Here is a 24,181-nt window from a genome sequence, read left to right as displayed (position 1 = left end):
AACGTGCCGACCGACGCTGAATCGCGCCTCACCGCGCGCGACGAGCTTGCCACGAGCGTGCTTGCGGAGAACCGCGCCGCGGGCCGCAAGATCGCCGTCGCCGAAAGCTGCACCGGGGGCATGGTCAGCGCCGCGCTGACCGACATCGCCGGCAGTTCGGACGTGTTTTCGGCGGGCTTCATCACCTATTCGGCGCACGCCAAGCGGACCCAGCTCGACGTCAGCGGCGAAATCCTCGAAACCTTCGGCGAAGTCTCGCTCGCGACCGCCTGGGCGATGGCTGCGGGGGCGCTCGCGAACAGCGACGCCGATGTCGCGGTTGCGATCACGGGGATCGCGGGCCCGGGCGGCGGATCGGAAAAGAAACCCGTCGGGCAGGTCGTGTTCGCCCGCGCGCTACGCGGACAGGATCCCGACGATTATTTCACCCAGCGCGTGCAGTTCGAATCGACCGATCGCGCCGCGATCCGCCAGGCGGCAACGCTGTTCGCGCTCGACCTGCTTCAACCCGCCAAGGACGAGCTGCGGCCGTCGGAGGATATCGTCCTTCCCGCCCCGTAAAGTTCGTCGGCGCGCGCTTCGAACGCCGCGATCATCTTGCGCAGCGCCTTGTCGAACATCTGTCCGGCGAGCGCCTCGAACATCCGGCTGCGGAACGAGAAATCGACGAGGAAATCGACGCGGCATCCCCCGCCCTCGGCCGGCTGGAAATGCCATTCGTTGTTCAGATGCTTCATCGGTCCGTCGATGTAGCTCACGCAAACCTCGTGCGGCCGTTCCTTGTGGACGCGGCAGGAAAAGCTTTCGCGCAGCCCCTTGAAGCCGACGATCATGTCGGCGACGGCCTCATGCTCGCTGTCGCTCCGCACGCGCAGCGCGATCACCCACGGCAAAAATTCCGGGTAACGCTCGATATCGGCGACGAGCGCGAACATCTGCTCGTCGCTATACGGCAGGACGCGGGTTTCGTGATGCCGTGGCAAAGGCTGGTCAGTCCGCCTTGACGCGAGCCAGCTGTGCTTCGCGCGCGGCGCGCATCCGCTCGAAATCGTCGCCGGCGTGATAGCTCGAACGCGTCAGCGGAGACGAGGCGACCTGCAGGAAGCCTTTGGCGCGCGCGATCTGCGCATAGGCGTCGAACGCCTGCGGCGTCACGAAGTCGATGACCTTGGCATGCTTCGGCGTCGGCTGGAGATACTGGCCCATCGTCATGAAATCGATGTCGGCGCTGCGCATGTCGTCCATCACCTGATGGACCTCCATCCGTTCCTCGCCGAGACCGAGCATGACGCCGGATTTGGTGAAGATCGACGGATCGCGGCGCTTGACGCTTTCGAGCAGGCGAAGCGACGCATAATAGCGGGCGCCGGGGCGGATCGTCGGATAGAGCCGCGGAACGGTTTCGAGATTATGGTTATAGACGTCGGGCCGCGCATCGACGATCGCCGCGACGGCGCTTTCGGGCTTGTTGCGAAAGTCAGGAGTCAGGATTTCGATCGTCGTCTGCGGCGTTTCGCGGCGCAGCGCGTTGATGACCTTCACAAACTGGCTGGCGCCGCCGTCGGGCAGGTCGTCGCGATCGACCGAGGTGATGACGATGTGGCTGAGCCCCATCTTCGCCGCCGCGATCGCCGTATGCTCGGGCTCGAGCAGGTCGACGGGGCGCGGCATCCCGGTCTTGACGTTGCAGAAGGCGCAGGCGCGCGTGCAGGTGTCGCCGAGAATCATCACCGTCGCGTGCTTCTTGGTCCAGCATTCGCCGATGTTCGGGCAGGCCGCTTCTTCGCACACCGTATGCAGGTTGAGTTCGCGCATCAGCTTGCGCGTTTCGGCATAACCGGGGCTGGTCGGCGCCTTGACGCGGATCCAGTCGGGCTTGCGCGCGCGCTGGCTGGGAGTGGTGGCAGGCTGCTGGGCGGGCGATGCGGGAGCGTTCATGCCGCCCACATAGTCGTGCACGCGCCTCTTCTCAACCTCTCTACCTATGCTAAGGGCGACGCATGACTCACTTTGCAGATATGATCGAGGGATATCGCCGTTTCCGTAACGGTGGTTGGGCTGAACAACGCGAACGCTGGGAGCAGCTGGCCGAGGGCCAATCGCCCAAGGTGATGGTCATCGCCTGTTCGGACAGCCGATCCGAACCGTCGCAGATTTTCGACACCAACCCGGGCGAAATCTTCGTCGTGCGGAACGTCGCGGCGCTGGTGCCTCCATTCGAAACGACGCCCGGACGTCACGGCGTCTCGGCGGCCCTCGAATTTGCCGTTCAGTTCCTGAAGGTCGAGGAAATCGTCGTGATGGGACACGGCATGTGCGGCGGCTGCCACGCCGCGCTGCATCGTTCGATGGCGGGCGCCGAACCGGGCCGCGGCGGCTTTATCGCCGACTGGATCGCCATGCTCGACGAGGCGAGCGAGCAGGTGCGCAGCGAACATCCCGCGATTGACAATCGCGAAGCCGGCCGCGCGATGGAGCTTGCGGCGGTGCGCGTAAGCCTTGACAATCTGATGACTTTTCCCTGCATTCAGGAAAAGGTACGGCGTGGTACGCTGACCCTGCGCGGCGCCTTTTTCGCGATCAGCGACGGCGTATTGCATGTGATGGACGAAGCGACGGGAGAATTTTCTCCCGCCTGAGCAGGAGGGCGACATGAGCAAGAATGCATTCTGGGTGACCATGATTTTTGTCGCGGCGATTGTCGGGGCATTCCTGGGACCTGCTCTTGCACAGTCGCTGTCGACCGGCGCGATGATGACCTTTTCGATCGTCACGCTGGTCGCGATCGTCGGGCTGATCGTCTGGTCGCTGTCGAGCAACAAATCGGGCAAGAAGGCCGATACCGCCGCGCTCGCCGACGCCCGGGCGATGCGCGCACCCGAAGGCAAGGCGCGCATCTATGTGACGCGCCGCGGTTTCGTCGCCGCGCTGCAAGGGATGAACGTCACGCTCGATGAAACCGCCAGGGGCCAGATCAAATCGGGGCAGATGCTGATGGCGGACGTCGAGCCCGGTACCCACCGGCTCCATGCCGCGATGGCAAAGGGCATCATGGCGAACGCGGGGGCGATGGAGATCGAGGTCGCCGCCGGCGAAGTCGCCGTCATCGACGCGATGTTCGAGATGAGCGCGCTGAAAGGCGACGCCAAGCTGACCCGCCTCGACGGCGCGAAGGCGCGCGAGAATGTCGAGGCCACCAAATTGATCCTCTGGGAAGTCGCCCCCGCCTGATCGGCGACGAAACGACGCCAGTCTGCGGGCAGCGGTGAAAGACCGCTGCAACAATCATGCAAATCGAACGTTCTCCCGAAAAAGGAGAATTGGATGGCTCTTCGCCAGACCTTGCTGGCTGCGCCGGCGCTTGCTTCGCGCAGACATGCTTTCGCGTGCGAAGATGAATCATATACCAAAGCCCGCAAATCGCTGCTCGCCGAGGAAATCGACCTGCGCCGGCGGATCGCCCGCGTGGCGGCGCAGCGCCGGGCGCTCCCGCCCGGACCATTGATGAAGGACTACCGGTTCAGGCTGAACGACGGGATCGAACTCGGTCTTGCCGACCTGTTCGGCGGCCGCGATACGCTGGTCGCCTATTTCTGGATGTACGGACCCGAACGCGAACGGCCCTGCCCGATGTGCACCAATTGGCTCGGTTCGGTCGACGGCAATATCAACGACATCAGGCGCCGCGTTGCGTTCCACGTCTTCGGGCGCAGCCCGGTCGAACGCCAGCAGGCATTCGCGGCCGCGCGTGGGTGGCAGGCGCTCGATTTCGTGCAACTGGTCGGCGATGATTATGCTAGGGATTTCAGGCTTCTGAATGCCGAGGGGGGCGAGAATCCGATGCTGGCCGTCTTCCGGAAGGATGGCGACGAGGTCCGGTTGTTCTGGAAAAGCGAAATGACGGCCGAAATGGCCGATCCGGGGCAGGATCCGCGCGGCGCGCCCGATATCGCCAGCCTGTGGAATATCCTCGATCTGACGCCCGCAGGCCGCGGGACCGACTGGTATCCCTCGCTGGAATATTAGGGAATCGCGTAGGTCACATTCGCCTGTCCGACGGGCTTGCCGGCATCGTCGGTCCAGATACGCACGTCCATCACCGCCAGCCGTTTGCCGAGGCGCAGCATATAGGCGTCGGCGAACAGCGGCCCCGGGCGGCATGGGCGCAGGAACTGGTAGTTGAGCGCGCTTGTCACCGCCATCGCGACCGGGCCGATATGCGCGAGGACGAGCGCATAGGCCGCCATGTCGGCGAACCCCATCTGCGTCGGACCCGAGATCAGCCCGCCGGGACGCAGCGCATTCTCGTTCGGATCCAGCCGCGCCTGGATATGGCCGGGCGCGGCGGAGACGACATGGCCGCGCGAACCCGGCGCCGAATGCGGGAAGGCTTCCGCCATGAAGGCGTTGAGCGCGTCCGCGTCAAGGCGGATCGCGTTCGACGAGATTGGCTCCGAAATCGGCGGCTGCCCCTCCCCGCTCATGCCGGTCAGCGCGTCAGCTTCTTGTACGACGTCGCGTGCGGGCGCGTCGCGTCGTCGCCGAGGCGGCGGATCTTGTCCTCTTCATAGGATTCGAAATTGCCTTCGAACCATTCGACGTGGCTGTCGCCCTCGAACGCGAGGATGTGCGTCGCGAGGCGATCGAGGAAGAAGCGATCATGGCTGATGACCACGGCGCAGCCGGCGAAATTTTCGAGCGCTTCTTCGAGCGCTGCCAGCGTTTCGGTGTCGAGATCGTTGGTCGGTTCGTCGAGCAGCAGGACGTTGCCGCCCTGTTTCAGCATCTTCGCCATATGCACGCGATTACGCTCACCGCCCGACAGTTGGCCGACCTTCTTCTGCTGGTCGACGCCCTTGAAGTTGAAGGCGCCGACATAGGCGCGCGTCTGCATCTCGTGCTTGCCGATGTTCATCAGCTCGTGACCGCCCGAGATTTCCTGCCAGACATTGTTGTCGGGCTTCAGGTCATCGCGGCTCTGGTCGACGAAGCCGAGGCGGACGGTGTCGCCGATCGTCACCTTGCCCTTGTCGGGGGTTTCCTGCCCCGTGATCAGCTTGAACAGCGTCGATTTACCCGCGCCGTTGGGCCCGATCACCCCGACAATGCCGCCGGGCGGGAGCGAGAAGCTGAGGTTTTCGAACAGGAGCTTGTCGCCATAGGCTTTCGAGATACCCTCGACCTCGATGACCTTGCCGCCGAGGCGTTCGGGGACCTGGATGACGATCTGTGCCTTGCCGGGGATGCGCTTTTCCTGCGCCTCGACGAGCTGGTCGAAGCTCTTGATACGCGCCTTCGACTTGGCCTGGCGGGCCTTCGGCGATTGCCGGATCCACTCGAGTTCGTCCTTGATCGCCTTCTGGCGACCGGCATCCTCGCGCGCTTCCTGTTCGAGGCGCTTGCCCTTCTTTTCGAGATAGGTCGAATAATTGCCTTCGTAGACAAAATAGCGGCCGCGATCGAGTTCGAGGATCCAGTTCACGACATTGTCGAGGAAGTAGCGGTCGTGGGTGACGAGGATGACGTTGCCCGGATAATCGACGAGATGCTTTTCGAGCCACGCGACGCTTTCGGCGTCGAGGTGGTTGGTCGGTTCGTCGAGCAGCAGGATCGAGGGCTTTTCGAGCAGCAGGCGGGTCAGCGCGATGCGGCGCTTTTCACCGCCCGACAGATTCTCGACGCTCCAGTCGCCCGGCGGGCAGCGGAGCGCTTCCATCGCGATTTCGAGCTGGTTGTCGAGCGTCCAGCCGTCGACCGCGTCGATCTTTTCCTGCAGGCTGCCCATTTCTTCCATGAGCGCGTCGAAATCGGCGTCGGCGGGCGGATCGGCCATCAGCGTGCTGATCTCGTTGAAGCGGTCCATCATGTCGGCGACGCCGCGGACGCCGTCCATGACATTTTCCTTGACCGTCTTGGTCGGGTCGAGCTCGGGCTCCTGTGCCAGATAACCGACGGTGATCCCCTCGCCCGGCCAGGCTTCGCCGGTGAATTCGGTGTCGATGCCCGCCATGATCTTCATCAGGGTCGATTTACCCGTGCCGTTCGGGCCGACGATGCCGATCTTGGCATCGGGATAGAATTGCAGGCTCAGGTCCTTGAGCGTCGGCTTTTGCGCGCCGGGATAGGTCTTGTTCAGACCCTTCATCACGAAACTATATTGGGCGGCCATGGAAATGCTCCGGTATGGGCTGGGCCGCGCGCGCGGCCGGGAGAGTTGAGTTGCGCGCCGGTTAGCGAATGGGCGCGCCCTTGGCAATCATTGGGGCAATCGGCGCTTGCGCGCGCGAGGCGCGCCGTTACGAAAGCGGCATGAAAATCCTCCGCACCTGCACCGGCCTTGCCGGGACCGCCTTGCTCCTTGCCACAGCCGGCGCATCGGCAGCGCCCTCTGAAGCCCCGACCGCGATCATATTATCTGCTCCGGCGTCAAGCGCTGCCGCAGCCGCAGAGCAGGGCGACGACATTGCCTGGTCGATCGTCGAGGATCTGACGACCGAGATCGGACCACGAATGGCCGGCACGGAAGCCGAATCCGCAGCACGCCGCTGGGCGATGTCGAGACTGAAGAGCATGGGCTTTTTCAATGTGCGCGAAGAGCGGTTCGACATGCCTGTCTGGGTTCGCGGCACCGAGGAGGCTTGGCTGACGGATCCCTTCCTGCCCCAGAAGCTGACCATTGCGGCCCTCGGCAATAGCGCGTCGACCGGCCCGAATGGGATCGAAGGGACTATCGCCGCTTTCGCAAGTTTCGACGAACTCGCCGCCGCTTCGGATGACGAAGTGAAAGGCCGCATTGTCTTCGTCGACAACCAGATGGAGCCTACCCAGGACGGTAGCGGCTACGGCTATTACGGCCGAGGCCGTTTCAACGGACCCAATGTCGCAGCGAAAAAGGGCGCGAAAGCAATCGTGATCCGTTCCATTGGAACCGACAGCCACCGGAACCCGCATACCGGCGTCACCAGTTTCGATGCGGGCGTGAAGCCCATCCCGGCGGGCGCGCTGTCTAACCCCGATGCCGATCAACTTGTCCGGCAATGGAATCGTACGCAGACCGGCGCCGCCGCCGACCAGCTCCAGATCAAACTCGTGCTGACCCCGCAGAATCTCGGCACGAAACAATCGGGCAATGTCATCGCCGAAGTACCGGGAAGCGACCCTGCGGCCAGCCCTGTCATCATCGCCTGCCATCTCGACAGCTGGGACCTCGGGACCGGTGCGATCGACGATGCTGCCGGTTGCGGGATCATCACCGCGGCGGCGAAACACGTCATGACCGCCAGCCAGCCGCGCCGAACGATCCGCATCCTGTGGGCGGGCGCCGAAGAGGTCGGCGTGTTCGGCGGCAAGGCCTATTTCGACGCGCATGGGAAAGAGAAGCACGCCGTCGCGCTCGAATCCGATTTCGGTGCCGACCGGGTGTGGCGGATCGACTTCAAATTGCCCGATAGCGCCAAGGCGCTGTCCGACCGGATCGCGGCCGCCGTGATGCCCTTTGGCGTCGTGCGCGGGAGGCAGCCAGCGAACGGAGGCGCCGATATCGGCGCGCTCGTGCAGGCGGGCGTTCCGGCGATCGACCTGGCACAGGATGGGACACGTTATTTCGATATCCACCACACGCCCGACGACACGCTGGACAAGGTGGACCCGGCGCAATTGCGGCAGAATGTCGTGGTTTGGACGGCGGTTCTGGCGATTCTCGCCAACAGCAGCGATAGCGAGCTTCCATGACTGTTACGGAGAAATGACAGATTTCCGCGCGCGCCGACCATCTCAATTATTTTTGTTGACGATTCATGCGGAACGGCTAAATCCCGCGGCTCGCGGTACGGGAAGTTTTCCCGGACGCGTTAAGGCATTTTAGGGAGCCCACACATCATGAAGAAGTTTGCTGCTATCGCCGTTGCTGCCAGCATGTTCGCCCTCGCCGCTTGCGGTGAAAAGGCTGCTGAAGAAGCCACCACCGAAGCTCCGGCTGCTGAAGCTGTTGCTGAAGAAGGCGCTGACGCCGCTGCTGCTGGCGCTGAAGCCGCTGCCGCTGGTGCCGACGCTGCCGCTGCTGGCGCTGAAGCCGCTGCTGCTCCGGCCGACGCCGCTGCTGCTCCGGCCGCTGCTGCTGCTCCGGCTGCTGACGCCAAGGCTGCTGCCGCTGCCCCGGCTGAAGAAAAGAAGTAAGTCGCAGCCCTTCGGGGCGTTGACTGAAACGAGAAACGGGCGGTCTTCCTTCGGGAAGGCCGCCTTTTTCTTTGCCTTCTGTCCGGGCGGGATAGACTTGGGCGTCCGCGCTGTCTAAGGCGCGGTCCAGTAGTCGGGGAGTAGCGCAGCCCGGTAGCGCGCCTGCTTTGGGAGCAGGATGTCGCAGGTTCGAATCCTGTCTCCCCGACCACTATCTTCCCAAAGCGACTACCCGGCCGAGGTCGCAATCAGCCGCGCATAAAAGTCGATCATCCGCTTGAAGCTGTCGATCGTCATATGTTCGTTGGTGCCGTGGATCATCGCCGTTTCCTTCAGCGTGAAGTGCATCGGCATGAACCGGTACACATCCTCGGAAATCGGCGCCATGCTGCGGCTGTCGGTCGCCCCGACCACCAGGAAGGGCGCAACGACGGCATCGGGTGCATCCGCGCGGGCAGCGGCGACCACATATTTCCACCCCTGCGAGCTGCTCGACGACACAGGCGACGGCTCGTTTGGCGGCTTGACCCAGCTGAGTTCGACCGGCGCATCGCCGACTGCTGCCTTCGCGCGTGCCATGACGTCGGCCGAGCTGTTCCATGGCGCGATGCGATAGTTGATCAGCGCACTCGCCGACTGGGGCAGCACATTCTCCTTCGGGCTTCCCTCCAGCATCGTCGGCGCGATCGTCGTGTGGAAGGCCGCGGCCGACGAGGGCGATGCCGAAAGCTGCTTCTTGAGCACCGGACCGAGCAGCCACTGGTTCGCGACCGCCAGCTTTGTCGTGCCGCCCTTGTGCGCCGCGAGCGCCTCGACCATCGCCGCGCCGGGACCGCGCATCTCGATCGGGAACGGGTTTTCGGTGATCGCCAGTACGGCGCGCGCGAGCGTCGTCACGCCGGTTTCGGGAGGCGGCATCGAGCTGTGCCCGCCGGGCGCGTTGGCGGTGACCTTGAGCGTCGCATAGCCCTTTTCGGCGACGCCGATCAGGATCGCGGGGCCGTTGATCACCGGCGTATCGCGCAGCACCACGCTGCCTTCGTCGAGCGTATAGAGCGCGCGCACGCCCTCGGCCTTGAGTTTTGCCGCTGCCGCCACGGCGCCCGACCCGCCGGCTTCTTCATCATGCCCCGAAACCAGATAGATGCCGCGCCTGGGCTGGAATCCCTGCACGGCGAGCGCTTCCAGCGCCTCGAACAGCCCGATCAGCGAGCCCTTGTCGTCGACGGTGCCGCGGCCCCATACGGCCTTTTCGGCGATCGTCCCGGCAAAGGGCGGATATTTCCAGTCCTTTTCGGTCCCCTCGGTAACCGGCACGACGTCCTGATGCGCCATGACGATGATCGGCGCGAGCGAAGCGTCGCTGCCCGGCCAGTGATAGATGAGCGTGCGGTTCGGCAGGATCGTCCGCGTCATTACGCGGTGCGTCGCCGGATAGGTGGTAGCGAGCCAGCCGTGCAGCCGGTCCCATTCGGCGATATCGTTTTCGGCGGGATCCTGATGCGAGATCGTCCTGATCTGCGCCGCCGCGCTCAGGTGCGCGACCGCCGCGTCGAGATCATAGGCCGGTGTCGCAGCAAGCCGGATATCGCTGCCATCGGCGATGTCCTTCGGCTCGAATGTCGTGGTGCGTACAGCCGCCGTCCCCGCCACGATTGCCGCAATCGCCAGCCCCCCGATCAGTATCGTCCGCCGCTTCCCCATGTCCCTCTCCTTCTGTCGGCGCAATGGACCGCCATCGGTTTCGATTTGCAAGGGAAATGCAGACTTGCGTCCCGATCGGGGCGTTAAGAACGGGTTCATGGCCCGCGATGGAAGTTGGGCTGGTCCATCTTGGGGAGGCCGCCATGCGTTTCGTCGTCGTAGCCGCACTTTTCCTTGTTCCCGCAGGCGCGCAGGCCCAGTTCATGCCGCGAGCGCCCACCGGAAGCGAGCGCATGCCTGGAATAACCGATATGGGCACGCGGCCCGCCAGCTCGGCACCCGGTCACGATCTGCGCGAAACCCGTGAGCGGATCGGTCGAGGCCGCGATGATGGCACGCTGTCGAAACGCGAGGCGCGAGGTTTGCGCCGCGAAGCGAGCCAGATATCGTCGCTCGCCGAACGTTATGCACGCGACGGCCTGTCCGATTCCGAACTGCGGGAACTGGAAATGCGCGCGCAGGTGTTGAAGGATCTTACCGCGGCGCAGCGACTCCAGGGAAGCAGCAGGAAAAGGCCATAAGGGTGCCGAACGCTCGGGCGCGATAGGAAAAATGGTGGGCCCGGCAGGACTCGAACCCGCAACCTAGCCGTTATGAGCGGCCAGCTCTAACCATTGAGCTACAGGCCCCCCTTCCACCCGGCGGGGGATGTGCGGGCGATAGCGGAGGGTGCGCCGGATTGGCAAGCGCCAACGATCAGGAGGCTGGTGTCCGGAGCGCCTCGCGGTCGGCCATCGCCAGTATCTCAGCCGCCGTTGTCGCCTCGACGCCGCGCCGGGCGAGGTGATCGAGGACGATATCCCACCAGCGATAGAAAAGCGCGAGGTCGGCATCGCTGCGGACATAGGGCGTGTTTCCCGGCTGCAGCGAAGGCGAGTGGAAGGAAAAATTCAGCACGGGCAGACCCTGTTCGATGGCGATGTCGATGGCCTTGCATGCACGGCTGGCCGGGATGCCTTCGGGGGTCAGTGCGATGCGCTCGACGAGGCCCAGCCGGGCCAGCGCTGCCCCCGCGTGCGTGCCGCGCCGCGCGAGCCGGTGATAGAGGCTGCGCCCTGTCCCGCCGAGCGCGCCGCCGAAGACGGTCGTCACCGGCATTTCGAGGACTGCGCCCTTGGCGGTGCGAACCCACCAGGGATGGAGCGGCGCGGCGCGATAGTCGGGACCATGTCCGGCGCGATAGTCGAACCCCGACCGGACCGATGTGTCGCAGCGGAACCCGAGTTCGGCGAGCATCGCCGCGGTATCGGGGCCAAGTCCGTAGCGGCCCGCGCGGTAGACGGTGGGCGCGGCGCCGAAACGGTCGCGAATCGCATCGCGCAGCGCCGCCATCTTCGCGCGCTGCAGATCGGCGGGCAGATTGCCCGTATAGCTGTTGTGCGCGTTCACATCCTCGTCGTGCGGCGGCGTGACCCAGGGATGAAGCTGCGCGCCGATTTCGCAAGCCCCGGCGCCGTGCGCCGCGCCAAGGATGTCGACCGCGCGGTCATCGGCGACGATCGGCCAGTCGACGAGATAGATGGGCTTCACGCCCCCGTGTTCGAAATAGCGCTGGCAATCGGCGAGCGCGGGTACCGAATCTAGCCGGTATCCCGTGCGGGCAAAAGGCGCAGCCCAGTCGAAATCCTCTTCGGTGTCGATCGTGACCCAGAAGCGCGGGCGCGCGCCCGCTTCGAGCCCGATCAGCTCGGCCGCGGCCGGATATGCAAAGAAATTGCCCGCAGGCTGCACCATGTCCCCTTTGCCCCGCCCCCGGGTTATTCGCCTTGCTGGACTTCCAGCTCGACCTCGGCCTTGGAGTTGGCCGACGGCAGGTGCAAGGTCAAGGCGTTATGCCCGATATCGAGCCGTCCGCCGCTGCCACGCGCGAGGCTGTCGACGAGGCGCAGCGAAAAGCCGAGGCTGAGCACCGCGGCGCCGGGCGCTTCGCCCTCGGGACTGAAGCCCGGGTCGAGCAGGTCTGCGGCGGTCGCGAAACGGATCGTCGCCGGACGGACGATACGCAATTGGAGCATGTCGTCGTGGCGCGATTCGGTGACCAGTTGCCCGACCAGAATCGCACCCGGTTCGGATACATCGATCAGTGCGGTCAGCAGGCGGCCCACCATGCGCCGGATATCGGCGTCGCTCGCCAACCCCAGGAACGGCCCCCCGACGCGCGAAATGCTGAGGTCGACACGCTGGTCGGCAAGGAGCGCGGCGAGGTCGCTCTCGACCTGCGTCACGATCGCACCGATATCGACGACTTCTTCGTGCGGCTGTGCGACGACACCCGCGCTGCTTCGCGCCGCGGTCTCGAGATCGTCGATGATCGATTGAACCGACGCGGCATCGGCGACGATCGTCTCGGCCATCGTGCGATAGCTGTGGCTTACCGGCCCGAACATCTGCCCCGAAATAATCTGGGCGAACCCCGAAATGGCGTTCAGCGGGCTGCGCAGCTCGTGGATCAACTGGCGGATCGAGTCGCCCGAATCCTCGGACACCGTCCGGCCATAAGGCGTTTCGTTGCGCTGCGGACGCCGCGCGCTCGCCCGATAGCCACGAAACTGCCCCGTCGCCGGATCGAACCAGGGAAGCGCCGAAAAGCGCCATTCGCCGGCCTCGGCTGGGGTGCCTTCGAGCAACATGCGCGCGTTGATGATTTCGGCGCGCTGGCGAAATGCGCCCGCGGCGACGCCGTCGGTGCCCGGTTCGCCGCCAAATGCCGCTTCGGCGATCGACAGTCCGATCACCGCGCCGCGGGTCACGCCATCGACCCAGTGGACGACGCCGTCAGGGCCGGTTTCGAACAGGAAAGCGGCGCGCGGTGCGCGTGGGGCTTCGGGCTGGCTGCGGGTCGACTGATATTTGTCGATCCGGCGCACGAGTTCGCTGATCTGGCTCGGGCCGCTCTCGGGAGCGACTTCGGGCGCGACGGCCGTTTCGGCAGCCGGGACGAGCTTGTCATCGGCGAGCACGTCGGGCTGCGGCAACGCGACCGACGCGCTGCCGAGGCTCGCCAGCGCGCGGGTGACGGCGCGCGGCAGGTCGCGGCGTCCGGCAAGCACCGATCGCGCCATCGCGCCCGTCGCGGGCAGCAGCGCCAGCCAGTCGGCCTCGGCGAGCCGCGCCTCGCGCAGCATGATCGCCGACACCGCCGGAACATCATTTGCATAGAGCGCGACGAGCGGCGCAAAGCGGCCGTGGCGGGCGATCGCGCGCGCGCAGTCGCGGCGGACGGATTCGGGGACGCGTGGCCGGAGCACGGCGAGTGCATGGAGGCTGCGCCGGATATCGTCATCGCCCAGTTGATTGCCGCGCTGAGCCAGAATATCGGTGAGTTGCCGCCACGCGACAATACTCGCGCGGCGATCCGCCGGCGCCTGACGCAAGATGGTCGCAATCATCGAGTCAGCAGTCACGCGAAGTCAGCCCCACACCTTCGGTCGTTGGTTAGCATATGCTTACCGGCTAGCGTGAATCATCCGGTCATGAAAGTGCCTTCACTCTTCGCGTCACATTGTGGGACAATTGCATTCGCCTGAAATAATATTATGGTCGCCGCAGTTTTGGAAAGCGGATGTTTCAATGATGGCGAGTCAGAAATTCGATCAGATTGATTTGCAGATACTGGGCGAACTGCAAAAAAACGGGCGGATGACGAATGTCGAACTGGCACAGATGGTGGGGCTGACGGCTCCGCCATGCCTCCGCCGCGTGCGCGCCCTGGAGGAGTCGGGGGTCATCCGCTCCTATCATGCGGACCTCGATGCGGCGAAGCTCGGCTATGGCATCACCGTCTTTGCGATGGTCAGCCTGCGCAGCCAGGCCGAATCGGATTTGAAGGCGTTCGAGGATTATGTCGGCGGGCTCGCCGAAGTGCGCGAATGCTATATGCTCAACGGCGAGATCGACTTCCTGCTGAAAGTCGTCGCGCGCGACCTCCAGAGCTTCCAATCCTTCCTGACCGCGCACCTCACCTCTGCGCCGAACGTCACGAGCGTGAAGACGTCGCTGACAATTCGAACCGCGAAGCAGTTTGCCGGAATTCCGGTCGAACCCTGACCTTCAGGGCCGAACCCGATCCAACAAAAAGGGCGCCGTTCCCATCCGGAACGGCGCCCTGATCTTGTGCGTGAACCGGGAGCTTAGCTGCCGGTAGCCGGAGCGGCCGCGGGCGCCGCCGCGGGAGCAGCGCCGGCCTTGGCGCGGATCGTCCAGAGCTGCGCGAGCCGCTGGCGGTTGCCCTGCACCTTGGCGAAGCTCGCAGCGGCGGCATCGCCCTGCCCCGCCAGCGCCTGCGCGACGCCCAGGCGGAACTGGGCAAGATTGTCGCCCGGCGCCGCTTTCAGCGCGGCTTCGTAAAGCGGAATTGCCTTCGCCGCGTCGCCGTTGCCGACGAGCGCATCGCCGACCGACCGCGCGACCTTCGCATTGGCAAGCGTCGCCGGCTTGGCGGCGTCGGCTGCTACCGCCGCGGCGTCGGTCGCGGCGCGCGGTCCCTGCGATTCGAGGATCGAACCGAAATGGCTGTCATTCTTCGGGACCGCACCGCTGTTCTGGCCCTGCTTGATGACCGCGACGACTTCGCCCGGGAAACCGGCTTCGGTCGCGAGCGCCGCATATTCCAGATATTCGGGACGCTGGATCATCGAATTGGTCGCGCGCATCAGCCGCAGGATATCGAGATTGAGCTCCTTGTCGCCACCCGACTGCTGCAGCAGGATGTACAGCGTGTTGCGCCAGGTGGCGGCGGTGGGATAATCTTGGACGCGCATCGTCAGCACGTCGAGCATCTCGTTCGTGCGGTTTGCCTTCTGGAATGCCTGCGCCGGGCGGACATACAGTTCTTCCGACGGCTTGGCCCCGGCGGCGCGTGCGGTATCGATGCCGGCCTTGGCGATTTCCCAGCCTTTGTCGATCTGCCCGCCGTTAAGATAGGCGTCCATCAGCATCGGGGCGAGCGCGGCTTCGGTCGAGCCGGCAGCCTTTGCAGCTTCGAGCCGCTGGATCGCCTTGGGGTAGTTCTTTGCGGCATAGGCGAAATTGCCCGAGTAGAAATTATAGACGGCGACATTCTCGGGCGGCGTCAGGCCCGAATCGATCATCGCGTCGAGCCCCTGCCCCTGCAGCGCCTGGTCCTTGCCGAGGATGCCGGCCTGCAGCTGATAGAAGGCGACCAGATATTTGTCGTCGGGCGTCGTCGCGCTCGCCTGCCCTTCGGCCAGCGCCGCCTGCAACGCCGCGGCGTCTTTCGCGCCTGTCGCATCGGTCATCTTCTTGAGCGCGGGCGCGAAGCCCTTGCTCGCGGACAGGCCTTTGCCTTTCGCCGCCTCTTCCTTTTTCGGCTTTTCTTTCTTTTGCGCGGCGGCCGGCGTCGCGGTCGTCATCAGCGCGCAGCCCAGCACGGCAGCCATCGCCGTTGCGGGCATCGAGCGGAAACGGTTGAACATCGAAATCTCTCCTTTGAACTCGGCCGGCTTCGAGCGCTCATCCAGTCTGGCGCACGCAGGTTCGGCCGCGCTTCGGTAACGCGGCTAACCCCGTCGCGTTGCCAAGGCAAGACAGCGGATATCGATATTTCATTGGAGGCAAGCGGCTGAACGGGAATTGAACCCGGTCTGCCGGTAACCGCGCCTCGTCAGGCGAGCGCGTCGATCGTCTTGTTGATCTCGCGCAGGACCGCGGGGTCGCCCGGCGCGCCGGCCATCGCCTCTTCGGCCAGTTCGATCAGCGGGATGATCCCGAACGTCGCGGCGAGCCCCTTCAAACGCAGCGCGGCGGCCTCCCAATTGGCGTCGCAGCGGGCGCGGCGCATCAGGTCGGCGAGGTCGCGCGCGCTGCCGGTGAAGGCCAAACGCAGGTCCATTGCCATCGCGGGGTCGTCGCCGAACGCCGCGCTGAGATACCGGTCGAGGGGGCCGCTGTCGAAGGACATTCCCACAGGGTTGGCATCCTGTGGTTAAGTTTCCGTTTCATGGCGGGCATTTGGTGCTAAGATGTCCGGATGACGGGGCAAAAGAAAATCGTCGGATTGTGGCGGGATTCCGCGGCAAACCAGGAAGCGGACAGCGCGGCGCCAGCAGAGGCGGCCGCGCTCGAAACCATGGTCACGCCCGAAGCGGCTGCACCTGCCGAACGGGATTGGCTCGACATGTCGTCGCTCAGCGATACCGAAACGATTGAAGATGCGCCGCCCGCACCGTCAGCGTGGCGCGAACGTACCGTCCCCGCCCTGCTCGCCGTCATGGCGATCGGTTGGACATTTTTTGCGCTGACCGTCGCGACCGATGGCTTTGCGCGCGGCCCCGCCGTCGCCGACTGGCCCGCGCTGGTTGCGACCATCGCAATGCCGCTGACGCTGCTCGCGGTGCTGTGGATGGTGCTGATGCGCTCGGGGCGGTCCGAACAGGCGCGCTTCACGCGCATCACCGCCGCGCTTCGCGAAGAGAATCTGGCGCTCAACCAGTCGATGCATTCGCTCGGCCTGCATCTGGCAGACGCACAGAGGCAGCTCGGCGAGCAGGCGAAGATCGTCCAGCAGCTCGGCCTCGATACCGTGATGCGGCTCGGCGAAAGCAGCGACAAACTGGCAAGCAACGCGTCGGTAATCGCCAATGCACACGACCAACTCGCGCGCTCGGGCGATGTCGCGATGCAGCGGATGGACGGGCTGCTCGCCGGCCTGCCGCGGATCGACGATGTCGCGCAGCGACTGGCGGTCAATTTCCGCGAAGCCGGCCTCGTTGCCCATCAGCAGGGCGCCCACCTTGAAGCGAAACTCGCCGCGCTGGGTGAGGAAGCGTCGAAGACCGCGCACGCTGGCCAGGCTTCGACCGCCGCGATTCTCGAAGCGATCGTCGCACTCCAGGAACAGACGAAGGAAACCGAAACCGAACTGCTCGCCGCATCGGCCCATGTCACCGACGCGCAGGGCGCGGCGCTGGCGCGGCTGACCGGCGTCGCCGCTTCCGCACGCGATGACATGGCATCGACCGTTGCCGCGATGACGGGCCAGATCGAGGCAAGCTGGCAGCAGTTCCGCGAAGGCGTTGACACCGCCGCCACCGAAATGGACGGCAAGCTCGCCGCGGCGCGCGAAGCGGGCGATGCGATGGGCGCGCAGCTTTCAGCGCACGCCGACGCAAGCGACGCACTTGCCTCGCGCATCACCGCGCATGTCGCCGATGTCGGCGAACAGCTCGAAATCCTCGATGTCAGCGTCAGCGCGAGCACCGGGGTCATCGGCCGCGCGATCGACGATACCAAGGCACAGCTCGGCGCCTTCATGCAGGAAGTGCAGAGCGGCAACGCGTCGGCGCACCAGCTCATCACCCACGCCGAATCGCTGCTGCTCGCGCTCGATGCTGTAACGCGCGAGCTCGACGAAACCGTGCCGCACGCGCTCGACCGGATCACCTCGCACGGCAAGACGACGCAGACCGCACTGTCGCAGCTGCGCCCGATGCTCGAAGCGTCCGAACTCGTGGCGCAGTCGACGGCCTCACACGTCAACGCGGTGCAGGCGACGCTCAAGTCGAACGAGGAGCAGATGGCGGGCCATGCGGCCAGCCAGCAGGAGCTGGTCGACCGCATCAACACGTCGCTCGCCGACGCCGAAGCCGCGCTCGCCAAGCTGCGCGACGGGGCCGACGAATTTGCCGAACAGGGCGGCGCGCGGATGATCGCGACGCTGGGCGAGGTTCGTGCGACCGCCGATTCGGCCGCCGCCGAAGCGCGGCTGACGCTGGAGAAGCTTGTCGCGAGCGCGCGTGAGACGATGCAGGCTACCGCCACCGATGCGATCGACGCCGCGTTCAAGAACGAGGTGATGGCGCAGCTCACCGCGATCGAGGATGCTTCGGCGCGTGCAGTCGCCGCCGCGAACGGCGCCGCCGACCGGCTGATGCGCCAACTGATCACGATTATGGACACGAGCGCCAGCGTCGAGCAGCGCGTGAGCGAGGCCGAACAGGCGATTGCCGCATCGGATCGCGATTCGCTTGCAAAGCAGGTTGGGCTGCTCACCGAAGCGCTCAAATCGACCGCGATCGATGTCACCAAGATCCTGTCGAGCGAAGTCAGCGATACCGCGTGGGACGCCTATCTGAAGGGCGACCGCGGCGTATTCGCCCGGCGCGCGGTGAAGCTGGTCGAGAATAGCGAGGCGAAGGAAATCCTGCGTCTTTATCAGGCCGACGACAGCTTCCATGCGTCGGTCAACCAGTTCATCCACGATTTCGAAGCGATGCTGCGCCTGCTGATCGGCGCGCGCGACGGGTCGGCGATCAGCGTCACCCTGCTCTCGTCGGATATCGGCAAGCTGTATGTGGCGCTGGCGCAGGCGATCGACCGCCTGCGGAACTGACTACGAATCTGACAGGGTGTGGCTAGCGACCGAATGTCGCCGTTCCGACGCGGTGTCGCGAATGTCCGCTCACGCCGAATCCAATCATTCGGCGGCCGGACGCGAAATGACCGGCTGCTCGCATGCCGATTTGTTGGAAGATAGCTCAGGTCAGTCGGAAGGCACGCTTCTAACTAGGCTTTAGCAATTTCTGACTATTCCTCCTGCCATGCATCGATTTGAGAAAATATGCCTGATCGCTCTGCTAAGCGTTACGGCGCTGGCTTTGGTCGCGCTCGCTATCCCGGGTTTAGTTACCCTCGGCTTTTTCTTGCTGATCCTACCCGGCCTCATTCTGGCCATTTCCCCCGCGATATCACTCTACGGTTGGCTGTTTGCGGCACCCTACGCCGCGCTGCGCAGCGTCGGCCTGGCCGGTTGGCGGGCGGCGCTCGTCGCGCTTCTCGTGCCATTGGCCTTTGGGTTCGGACGGCCGGCGCCAAGCAACGCTGAGACGCGCGCCAATCTCGCGGCGGCGAGCATCGGCGATATACCTCCCGCACAGCCACTCTCTATCGGCGGGACCGTGGCGCTGGTGCGGGACGCCAGCACGGGCGGATGGCATAAGGCTGACAACGGCTGCGACGATCTGTGCCTGCGCCTTCTTTACAACCGCAATGCCAAGATCGTGTACCTCGGTCAGCGGAACCGCCGCGGCTTGGCGTTCACCATCGAGCGCCGCCCGGTCTGTCCGCCGTTCGCCTTCTCGCAGGACGTGCTCAAATGGCACAGCTGGCCAAGTCGCGCGTCAGGCAACAAGCGCATGGCATGGCCGCCGCCGCCCGGCCTCAAGGAAGTCGTCGAGGCACGTATTGCGGGCGGCGAGTGTCTTGTGCGCCTCAGCGGCACCATCCGCATCGATTGGGCCATCGAACGCGTAGCGCTGGCTCGCAACCATAAAGTAGAACCTTGGTCGATGGCGGCGGGCGAGGCGCATGGCGAACGCATCACCGTCTATCGGCGCGAAGGCGCGAAGATGAGGCCAGCCGCCCGTTTCACCAACGCCTACGCCTCGGCGCTTTCAGTGCCCCTAATGCCTGAATTGGGCAACAAATCGGGCTGGGGTTGGGGCCACACCATCACAGGCGATAGCCGCTGGGATTGGGATAGCGTGGCCGCGCTTCGCAGTCTCGTCGCCTTTAATCCTGATATTCCGGAAGGCACGTCATCCGAGCGAATGCGCGAATTGCTTGCCACCGCGCTTGCCGACCCGCGACGCGCACGCGATGACGCAGGACTGTTGCTGGCGAATTCGGTAATGGTCGATATCGCCCGAAACGGCCCGAAAGCAGGGGACGCTGCGTTGCTTGCCAGCGCCATCGCCGACGATCGCTTCACGAAGATCGAGCCACGTTATGAAATCGCCAAGAAGCTGGGCCCGGACTATGCGATGATTGTCGATCGAGCCATCGCCCGGCTCGGGCGGCTGCCAACGAGCGATCCAATGACCTCCCCTTATCGGGCCCTCGACACGATCATCGCGCAAATGCCCGAAGAATGGTTCGCGTCGCCGCCACCCTCACTCACCGACCTCCTGCGCGACCCGGTCATCGCCGCCCGAGCTGAAGGGATTATCTCCAAGCTCGAGGCAGGGGGTGCGGCGGCGGTGCCGCTACTAGCCGAAATCGTAACGCGCGGGGCCGAGCGGGTATCGGGCATCAAGGACAAAGGCTACGCCCGCCACGATGTGTCGGCCGGTATAGATGCCGCCGTCGCCACGCTTTGCCGCATCGGCGATCCCGCGCGCAGATCGCTCGGCCCGATAATAACCGCCAAGCAGAAGCTGCTGGCCTCCAGCGACAAATGGCCCGACCCCAACCCCGGCAAATATAGCCCTCTTTGGCAAGGCCAGAAAGTTCACGACCGCTTCGTGGTTACGCTCGTCACCTTTGGAGTGCCGCTATCGGAATTTCGGCCACCCGACGAACCCGGTGTAACAGTCAATGGCAGCTGGCAGGAATACATCCTTCGCGGGGTCGATGACCACAATTGCTCGCTCTGATCATGCGCAGGCTCGATAATCGGCCGTTCGTTTAACATCTCTCCCTATAGGCGCCGGTCTGCTTCCCACCCCAAAGCCGACATCGAATTTCCCTAAAACAGCCGCGAGCCGTCAGGGACCTTGCGGTCGGGCGCGAAGAGAATGACCGCGCCCGCCTCGTCGGCGAAGCCCAGGGTCAGCACCTCCGACATGAACTTGCCGATCTGGCGCGGCGGGAAGTTGACGACCGCGGCGACCTGCCGTCCCACAAGCTCTTCGAGCGCATAGCGGTCGACGATCTGCGCGCTGCTCTTCTTCACCCCGATCGCGGGACCGAAGTCGATCTTCAGCTTGAACGCGGGCTTGCGCGCCTCGGGAAAGGGCTCCGCCTCGACGATCGTGCCGATACGGATGTCGACGCGGAGGAAATCGTCGAAGCCGATCGCCTCCGCTGCCGGAGCGCCCTGATCGTGGTTGACGTGCATGGCGTCATTCCATCTCGAGGATCACCGCGTCGACCGCCAGACTGTCGCCTTGTGCCGCGTTGACCGTCTTCACGACCCCCGACTTTTCGGCGCGGAGGATGTTCTCCATCTTCATCGCCTCGACCGTCGCGAGCGGCTGGCCCGCTTCGACCTTGTCGCCCTCGCCGACGTGGAGCGTCACGAGCAGGCCCGGCATCGGGCAGATGAGGAACTTCGACAGATCGGGCGGGATCTTCTCGATCATGTGCGCCGACAGCGGCGCAACATGCCAGGGCAATACGCGCACCTCATGGATGCGACCGCGCGTCGTCATGCGCCAGCCGGCGCGCGTCTTCGCGACCTTCACCGCCAGTTCGCTGTCGTCGATCTCGGCGACGACGAGCCGGTCGCCCGGCGTATATTCGAGCGCGATGTCGATCGCTTCGCCATCGACCTTGATATGCTTGTGGCCGAGTTTGACCTTGTGCGCGGTGCCGCCCACCGTGACCTGCCATTTCGCGGGCGGGTCGAGCCGGTCGCCGAGCTGGCCGTCGGTGCGCCGCGCGCGGTCGGCCTCGGCGCTCGCCATGAAGCCCGCGATCGCAGCAAGCGCACGGACAATCTCGTCGCCCGCGTCGGCGCCGTGGAAACCCTCGGGATATTCCTCGGCGATGAAGCCCGTCGTCAGTTCGCCCGAACGAAACCGCGGGTGCTGCATGATCGCCGAGACGAAATCGATGTTGTGACCGAGCCCTTCGAGCTCGAAACGGTCGAGCGCCGCGATCTGCAGGTCCGCGGCCTCGTCGCGCGTCTTGCCCCAGGTCACCAGCTTGGCGATCATCGGGTCATAGAAGATAGACACTTCGCCGCCCTCCTCGACCCCCGCATCGACGCGTACGCCATCGACGCCGCGTTCATCGCCTTCCCACGCCGGGACAGGGGTGCGGTAGCGGACGAGGCGTCCGGTCGACGGCAGGAAGCCGCGATACGGGTCTTCGGCATAGACGCGGTTCTCGATCGCCCAGCCGTCGATCTTGATGTCGTCCTGCGTCATCTCTAGCTTTTCGCCCGCGGCGACGCGGATCATCTGCTCGACGAGGTCGATGCCGGTGATCGCTTCGGTCACCGGATGCTCGACCTGCAGGCGGGTGTTCATTTCGAGGAAGTAGAAGCTCTCTCCCGTCGGGTCCGCGCCGCTGACGATCAGCTCGACCGTGCCCGCGCTGTAATAGCCGACCGCCTTCGACAGCGCGACGCACTGCTCGCCCATCGCCTTGCGCATCTTTTCGGTGACGAAGGGCGACGGCGCTTCCTCCACCACCTTCTGGTGGCGGCGCTGGATGCTGCATTCGCGCTCGTTGAGGTAGAGGACGTTGCCGCGCTGGTCGCCGAGAATCTGGATCTCGATATGGCGCGGGTTGAGGATGAATTTTTCGATGAAGACGCGGTCGTCGCCGAAGCTGTTGAGCCCCTCGCGCTTGGTCGCTTCAAAGCCCTCGCGGACGTCCTTTTCGTCATAGGCGAGGCGCATGCCCTTGCCGCCGCCGCCGGCCGAGGCCTTCATCATCACCGGATAGCCGATCTCGTTCGATATCTCGACCGCATGCTCGGTGTCGCGTATCTCGCCGACGAAGCCGGGGACGACGTTGACGCCCGCTTCCTTCGCAAGCTTCTTCGACTCGATCTTGTCGCCCATCGCGGCGATCGCACCCACCGGCGGGCCGATGAAGGCGATATTTTCCTTCGCCAGCGCCTCGGCAAAGCTCGTGCGCTCGGAGAGGAAGCCATAGCCCGGATGCACCGCCTCGGCGCCCGTTTGCTTGCACGCCGCGATGATCTTGTCGGCGATGAGATAGGATTCGGAAGCGGGCGACGCACCGATATGAACCGCCTCGTCGGCCATCTGCACGAAAGGCGCGCGCGCGTCGGCGTCCGAATAGACGGCGACGGTCGCGATGCCCATGCGGCGGGCGGTCTTGATGACGCGGCAGGCGATTTCGCCGCGGTTGGCGATCAGGATCTTCTTGAACATGGCCCTCAATATTCCTCGATCAAATCTTTGAGTTGCTTGGTACGCGCATCGGTCAGCTGGGTCTGGCAACCGCTGATCATCATCGGTTCGGCCGAGCCGCCGCGCATCGTGTAGCCCTCGCCCGCGCAATGCTGGTCACGATAGGTCAGCCAGGCGCGCTGCGCGGCGAGCAGCGTGTCGAAATAGCCGGGACGATTGTCCTGCGTGCGGTCGAAGTCGGCGTCGATGGCTTTCATCCGCGCGGCCGTCACCTTCCACTGCGCGTTCATCGCGGCGTCGGCGCGCTCGAACTCCTTATAAGCACAGGCGTTGAGTTCGAACTGCGCCATCGCATTGTCGCAATCGATCTCGGGCTCCTGCGCGGCGGCTGCCAGGGCGAAGAGGGTGGTGAGGATCATTCCGCTGCTTCCATCTGCGCGCTCTGCCGCATCGGCTCTTCGCCCTCCATCGGGCGCAGCCCGAGCTTGGCGAACAGTGCCGCGTCCTTGCTGTCGCCGGCGTTGGCGGTGGTGAGCAACTTGTCACCGGTGAAGATGCTGTTCGCGCCCGCCATGAAGCAGAGCGCCTGCGTCGCCTCCGACATGCTCTCGCGGCCCGCCGACAGGCGGACCATGCTCATCGGCATGGTGATGCGCGCGACCGCGACGGTGCGGACGAACTCGATATCGTCGATCTTGGCGAGCGGCGTATCCGCCAGCATGTCGCCGAGCACGGTGCCCTTCACCGGCACCAGCGCGTTGATCGGCACGCTGCCCGGATGTTCGGGAAGCGTCGCGAGCGCGTGGATGAAGCCGACGCGGTCCTGCCGGTTTTCGCCGAGGCCGACGATGCCGCCCGAGCAGACGTTGATCCCGGCGCTGCGCACCTCGTCGAGCGTGTCGAGGCGGTCCTGGAAGGTGCGGGTCGAAATGATGTTCGCGTAGTTCTCGGGGCTCGTATCGATATTATGGTTGTAATAATCGAGCCCCGCGGCGCCGAGCTGCTGCGCCTGTTCCTTCGACAGCATCCCCAGCGTCATGCAGGTTTCCATGCCCATCTGGCGCACGCCCTCGATCATCTCGACGATCGCGGGCATGTCGCGGTCCTTGGGGTTGCGCCAGGCCGCGCCCATGCAGAAGCGCTTCGATCCCGAATCCTTCGCCTGCGCTGCCGCCTGAAGCACCGCACGCACGTCCATCAGCTTGGTCGCCTTCAGCCCGCTGTCGGCGCTTTTCGACTGCGAGCAATAGCCGCAATCCTCGACGCAGCCGCCGGTCTTGATGCTGAGCAGCGTGCAGAGCTGGATCTCGCCGCGCGCATGGTGACGGCGGTGGACGCCTTGCGCCTCCCACATCAGCTCGTCGAACGGCAGGTCGAACAATTCGGCGATTTCCTCGCGCGTCCAGTCGGTGCGCGGCAGGTCTTCGGGGGGAGAGAGAGTCATGGAGAAACGGCCC

At 64.8% G+C, this 24,181-nt stretch carries 23 protein-coding genes and 2 tRNA genes; 11 read left to right on the top strand and 14 right to left on the bottom strand.

The window, feature by feature from the left end; all coding sequences use genetic code 11:
* Positions 1 to 3 precede the first annotated feature (3 nt).
* Positions 4 to 561 carry a CinA family protein gene (locus ACIPPQ_RS13110; protein ID WP_446544521.1) on the top strand — a complete coding sequence of 186 codons (558 nt, stop codon included), beginning with the start codon at positions 4 to 6 and terminating at the stop codon, positions 559 to 561.
* Here ACIPPQ_RS13110 and ACIPPQ_RS13105 read toward each other — a convergent pair.
* Both ACIPPQ_RS13105 and lipA read right to left on the bottom strand, forming a co-directional pair.
* Complete coding sequence (locus ACIPPQ_RS13105) at positions 504 to 983, bottom strand: type II toxin-antitoxin system RatA family toxin (protein ID WP_446544520.1); 480 nt, start codon at positions 981 to 983, stop codon at positions 504 to 506. The two genes, ACIPPQ_RS13110 and ACIPPQ_RS13105, sit on opposite strands and share 58 nt — an antisense overlap.
* A gap of 7 nt (positions 984 to 990) precedes the next feature.
* On the bottom strand, positions 991 to 1,938 hold the full coding sequence (lipA, locus tag ACIPPQ_RS13100; protein WP_327455025.1) for a lipoyl synthase: 948 nt from the start codon (positions 1,936 to 1,938) through the stop codon (positions 991 to 993).
* A 62-nt stretch (positions 1,939 to 2,000) separates the two neighbouring features.
* Between lipA and ACIPPQ_RS13095 the strand changes: the two genes are divergently transcribed.
* The 3 genes from ACIPPQ_RS13095 (at position 2,001) to ACIPPQ_RS13085 (ending at position 4,026) form a co-directional block, all read left to right on the top strand.
* Positions 2,001 to 2,639 carry a carbonic anhydrase gene (locus tag ACIPPQ_RS13095; protein ID WP_446544519.1) on the top strand — a complete coding sequence of 213 codons (639 nt, stop codon included), beginning with the start codon at positions 2,001 to 2,003 and terminating at the stop codon, positions 2,637 to 2,639.
* Positions 2,640 to 2,652: 13 nt separating this feature from the next.
* Positions 2,653 to 3,231, top strand: coding sequence for a hypothetical protein (locus tag ACIPPQ_RS13090; RefSeq protein ID WP_446544518.1), 579 nt, complete (start codon positions 2,653 to 2,655; stop codon positions 3,229 to 3,231).
* 93 nt (positions 3,232 to 3,324) lie between these two features.
* The gene (locus ACIPPQ_RS13085) at positions 3,325 to 4,026 is read left to right on the top strand and encodes a DUF899 family protein (RefSeq protein ID WP_446544517.1); all 702 of its coding nucleotides are present in this window, start codon (positions 3,325 to 3,327) and stop codon (positions 4,024 to 4,026) included.
* On the opposite strand, the gene ACIPPQ_RS13080 is transcribed toward ACIPPQ_RS13085, so the two are convergent.
* Positions 4,023 to 4,484: a PaaI family thioesterase gene (locus ACIPPQ_RS13080; RefSeq protein ID WP_446544516.1), complete on the bottom strand. Its 462-nt coding sequence runs from the start codon at positions 4,482 to 4,484 to the stop codon at positions 4,023 to 4,025. The genes ACIPPQ_RS13085 and ACIPPQ_RS13080 overlap by 4 nt on opposite strands.
* A gap of 5 nt (positions 4,485 to 4,489) precedes the next feature.
* Positions 4,490 to 6,169, bottom strand: a complete 1,680-nt coding sequence (gene ettA, locus ACIPPQ_RS13075) for an energy-dependent translational throttle protein EttA (protein WP_446544515.1) — start codon at positions 6,167 to 6,169, stop codon at positions 4,490 to 4,492.
* 140 nt (positions 6,170 to 6,309) lie between these two features.
* Here ettA and ACIPPQ_RS13070 point away from each other — a divergent pair, with 140 nt between their 5' ends.
* The 3 genes from ACIPPQ_RS13070 to ACIPPQ_RS13060 all read left to right on the top strand — a co-directional run bounded on the left by ACIPPQ_RS13070 (position 6,310) and on the right by ACIPPQ_RS13060 (position 8,386).
* On the top strand, positions 6,310 to 7,731 hold the full coding sequence (locus tag ACIPPQ_RS13070) for a M28 family peptidase (RefSeq protein ID WP_446544514.1): 1,422 nt from the start codon (positions 6,310 to 6,312) through the stop codon (positions 7,729 to 7,731).
* Positions 7,732 to 7,936: 205 nt separating this feature from the next.
* Positions 7,937 to 8,293, top strand: a complete 357-nt coding sequence (locus ACIPPQ_RS13065; RefSeq protein WP_446544513.1) for a hypothetical protein — start codon at positions 7,937 to 7,939, stop codon at positions 8,291 to 8,293.
* Positions 8,294 to 8,309: 16 nt separating this feature from the next.
* Positions 8,310 to 8,386 (top strand) — tRNA-Pro (locus ACIPPQ_RS13060).
* Between the two features lie 17 nt (positions 8,387 to 8,403).
* Here the strand turns inward: ACIPPQ_RS13060 and ACIPPQ_RS13055 are convergent.
* The gene (locus ACIPPQ_RS13055; RefSeq protein WP_446544512.1) at positions 8,404 to 9,879 is read right to left on the bottom strand and encodes a M20 family peptidase; all 1,476 of its coding nucleotides are present in this window, start codon (positions 9,877 to 9,879) and stop codon (positions 8,404 to 8,406) included.
* Between the two features lie 143 nt (positions 9,880 to 10,022).
* On the opposite strand from ACIPPQ_RS13055, the gene ACIPPQ_RS13050 reads away from it, so the two are divergent.
* Positions 10,023 to 10,400: a hypothetical protein gene (locus ACIPPQ_RS13050; RefSeq protein WP_446544511.1), complete on the top strand. Its 378-nt coding sequence runs from the start codon at positions 10,023 to 10,025 to the stop codon at positions 10,398 to 10,400.
* Between the two features lie 32 nt (positions 10,401 to 10,432).
* Here the strand turns inward: ACIPPQ_RS13050 and ACIPPQ_RS13045 are convergent.
* The 3 genes from ACIPPQ_RS13045 to ACIPPQ_RS13035 form a co-directional block, all read right to left on the bottom strand.
* Positions 10,433 to 10,508: transfer RNA gene (locus ACIPPQ_RS13045), tRNA-Ile, on the bottom strand.
* 67 nt (positions 10,509 to 10,575) lie between these two features.
* The gene (locus tag ACIPPQ_RS13040) at positions 10,576 to 11,613 is read right to left on the bottom strand and encodes a polysaccharide deacetylase family protein (protein WP_446544510.1); all 1,038 of its coding nucleotides are present in this window, start codon (positions 11,611 to 11,613) and stop codon (positions 10,576 to 10,578) included.
* Positions 11,614 to 11,636: 23 nt separating this feature from the next.
* Positions 11,637 to 13,268, bottom strand: coding sequence for a histidine kinase dimerization/phospho-acceptor domain-containing protein (locus ACIPPQ_RS13035; RefSeq protein WP_446544509.1), 1,632 nt, complete (start codon positions 13,266 to 13,268; stop codon positions 11,637 to 11,639).
* 184 nt (positions 13,269 to 13,452) lie between these two features.
* Here ACIPPQ_RS13035 and ACIPPQ_RS13030 point away from each other — a divergent pair, with 184 nt between their 5' ends.
* Positions 13,453 to 13,926 (top strand): Lrp/AsnC family transcriptional regulator, encoded by a 474-nt coding sequence (locus ACIPPQ_RS13030; RefSeq protein WP_446544715.1) that lies wholly within the window; start codon positions 13,453 to 13,455, stop codon positions 13,924 to 13,926.
* An 83-nt stretch (positions 13,927 to 14,009) separates the two neighbouring features.
* Here the strand turns inward: ACIPPQ_RS13030 and ACIPPQ_RS13025 are convergent, their stop codons facing one another.
* Both ACIPPQ_RS13025 and ACIPPQ_RS13020 read right to left on the bottom strand, forming a co-directional pair.
* Positions 14,010 to 15,314: a tetratricopeptide repeat protein gene (locus ACIPPQ_RS13025; RefSeq protein WP_446544508.1), complete on the bottom strand. Its 1,305-nt coding sequence runs from the start codon at positions 15,312 to 15,314 to the stop codon at positions 14,010 to 14,012.
* Positions 15,315 to 15,502: 188 nt separating this feature from the next.
* Entirely contained in the window at positions 15,503 to 15,799 is a 297-nt protein-coding gene (locus ACIPPQ_RS13020; protein WP_446544714.1) for an Hpt domain-containing protein, read from the bottom strand.
* Positions 15,800 to 15,868: 69 nt separating this feature from the next.
* On the opposite strand from ACIPPQ_RS13020, the gene ACIPPQ_RS13015 reads away from it, so the two are divergent.
* Positions 15,869 to 18,229 carry a hypothetical protein gene (locus tag ACIPPQ_RS13015; protein WP_446544507.1) on the top strand — a complete coding sequence of 787 codons (2,361 nt, stop codon included), beginning with the start codon at positions 15,869 to 15,871 and terminating at the stop codon, positions 18,227 to 18,229.
* Between the two features lie 208 nt (positions 18,230 to 18,437).
* The gene (locus tag ACIPPQ_RS13010; RefSeq protein ID WP_446544506.1) at positions 18,438 to 20,270 is read left to right on the top strand and encodes a hypothetical protein; all 1,833 of its coding nucleotides are present in this window, start codon (positions 18,438 to 18,440) and stop codon (positions 20,268 to 20,270) included.
* 92 nt (positions 20,271 to 20,362) lie between these two features.
* Here ACIPPQ_RS13010 and ACIPPQ_RS13005 read toward each other — a convergent pair whose 3' ends face one another.
* Genes ACIPPQ_RS13005 through bioB form a run of 4 tightly spaced genes read right to left on the bottom strand, consistent with a single transcriptional unit; the run spans position 20,363 to position 24,168 of the window.
* The gene (locus ACIPPQ_RS13005; protein WP_446544505.1) at positions 20,363 to 20,734 is read right to left on the bottom strand and encodes a tRNA-binding protein; all 372 of its coding nucleotides are present in this window, start codon (positions 20,732 to 20,734) and stop codon (positions 20,363 to 20,365) included.
* 4 nt (positions 20,735 to 20,738) lie between these two features.
* Positions 20,739 to 22,745, bottom strand: a complete 2,007-nt coding sequence (locus tag ACIPPQ_RS13000; RefSeq protein ID WP_446544504.1) for an ATP-binding protein — start codon at positions 22,743 to 22,745, stop codon at positions 20,739 to 20,741.
* A gap of 5 nt (positions 22,746 to 22,750) precedes the next feature.
* Positions 22,751 to 23,143, bottom strand: a complete 393-nt coding sequence (locus ACIPPQ_RS12995; RefSeq protein WP_446544503.1) for a lysozyme inhibitor LprI family protein — start codon at positions 23,141 to 23,143, stop codon at positions 22,751 to 22,753.
* Positions 23,140 to 24,168 carry a biotin synthase BioB gene (gene bioB, locus ACIPPQ_RS12990; RefSeq protein ID WP_446544502.1) on the bottom strand — a complete coding sequence of 343 codons (1,029 nt, stop codon included), beginning with the start codon at positions 24,166 to 24,168 and terminating at the stop codon, positions 23,140 to 23,142. Before bioB ends, ACIPPQ_RS12995 begins: the two co-directional genes overlap by 4 nt.
* Positions 24,169 to 24,181: the final 13 nt, after the last annotated feature.

This window comes from Sphingopyxis sp. LARHCG72 (assembly GCF_052871675.1).
This window is presented reverse-complemented; position numbering and strand designations above follow the sequence as displayed.

What these genes read in the sequence shown, in the direction of transcription:
- ACIPPQ_RS13015 (WP_446544507.1), top strand. Translation starts at nt 15,869, where the DNA reads ATGACGGGGCAAAAGAAAATCGTCGGATTGTGGCGGGATTCCGCGGCA.
- bioB (WP_446544502.1), bottom strand. Translation starts at nt 24,168, where the DNA reads ATGACTCTCTCTCCCCCCGAAGACCTGCCGCGCACCGACTGGACGCGC.
- ACIPPQ_RS13080 (WP_446544516.1), bottom strand. Translation starts at nt 4,484, where the DNA reads ATGAGCGGGGAGGGGCAGCCGCCGATTTCGGAGCCAATCTCGTCGAAC.
- ACIPPQ_RS13040 (WP_446544510.1), bottom strand. Translation starts at nt 11,613, where the DNA reads ATGGTGCAGCCTGCGGGCAATTTCTTTGCATATCCGGCCGCGGCCGAG.
- ACIPPQ_RS13055 (WP_446544512.1), bottom strand. Translation starts at nt 9,879, where the DNA reads ATGGGGAAGCGGCGGACGATACTGATCGGGGGGCTGGCGATTGCGGCA.
- ACIPPQ_RS13005 (WP_446544505.1), bottom strand. Translation starts at nt 20,734, where the DNA reads ATGCACGTCAACCACGATCAGGGCGCTCCGGCAGCGGAGGCGATCGGC.
- ACIPPQ_RS13050 (WP_446544511.1), top strand. Translation starts at nt 10,023, where the DNA reads ATGCGTTTCGTCGTCGTAGCCGCACTTTTCCTTGTTCCCGCAGGCGCG.
- ACIPPQ_RS13090 (WP_446544518.1), top strand. Translation starts at nt 2,653, where the DNA reads ATGAGCAAGAATGCATTCTGGGTGACCATGATTTTTGTCGCGGCGATT.
- ACIPPQ_RS13025 (WP_446544508.1), bottom strand. Translation starts at nt 15,314, where the DNA reads ATGTTCAACCGTTTCCGCTCGATGCCCGCAACGGCGATGGCTGCCGTG.
- ettA (WP_446544515.1), bottom strand. Translation starts at nt 6,169, where the DNA reads ATGGCCGCCCAATATAGTTTCGTGATGAAGGGTCTGAACAAGACCTAT.
- lipA (WP_327455025.1), bottom strand. Translation starts at nt 1,938, where the DNA reads ATGAACGCTCCCGCATCGCCCGCCCAGCAGCCTGCCACCACTCCCAGC.
- ACIPPQ_RS13020 (WP_446544714.1), bottom strand. Translation starts at nt 15,799, where the DNA reads ATGTCCTTCGACAGCGGCCCCCTCGACCGGTATCTCAGCGCGGCGTTC.
- ACIPPQ_RS13010 (WP_446544506.1), top strand. Translation starts at nt 18,438, where the DNA reads ATGCATCGATTTGAGAAAATATGCCTGATCGCTCTGCTAAGCGTTACG.
- ACIPPQ_RS13085 (WP_446544517.1), top strand. Translation starts at nt 3,325, where the DNA reads ATGGCTCTTCGCCAGACCTTGCTGGCTGCGCCGGCGCTTGCTTCGCGC.
- ACIPPQ_RS12995 (WP_446544503.1), bottom strand. Translation starts at nt 23,143, where the DNA reads ATGATCCTCACCACCCTCTTCGCCCTGGCAGCCGCCGCGCAGGAGCCC.
- ACIPPQ_RS13035 (WP_446544509.1), bottom strand. Translation starts at nt 13,268, where the DNA reads ATGATTGCGACCATCTTGCGTCAGGCGCCGGCGGATCGCCGCGCGAGT.
- ACIPPQ_RS13070 (WP_446544514.1), top strand. Translation starts at nt 6,310, where the DNA reads ATGAAAATCCTCCGCACCTGCACCGGCCTTGCCGGGACCGCCTTGCTC.
- ACIPPQ_RS13030 (WP_446544715.1), top strand. Translation starts at nt 13,453, where the DNA reads ATGGCGAGTCAGAAATTCGATCAGATTGATTTGCAGATACTGGGCGAA.
- ACIPPQ_RS13095 (WP_446544519.1), top strand. Translation starts at nt 2,001, where the DNA reads ATGACTCACTTTGCAGATATGATCGAGGGATATCGCCGTTTCCGTAAC.
- ACIPPQ_RS13000 (WP_446544504.1), bottom strand. Translation starts at nt 22,745, where the DNA reads ATGTTCAAGAAGATCCTGATCGCCAACCGCGGCGAAATCGCCTGCCGC.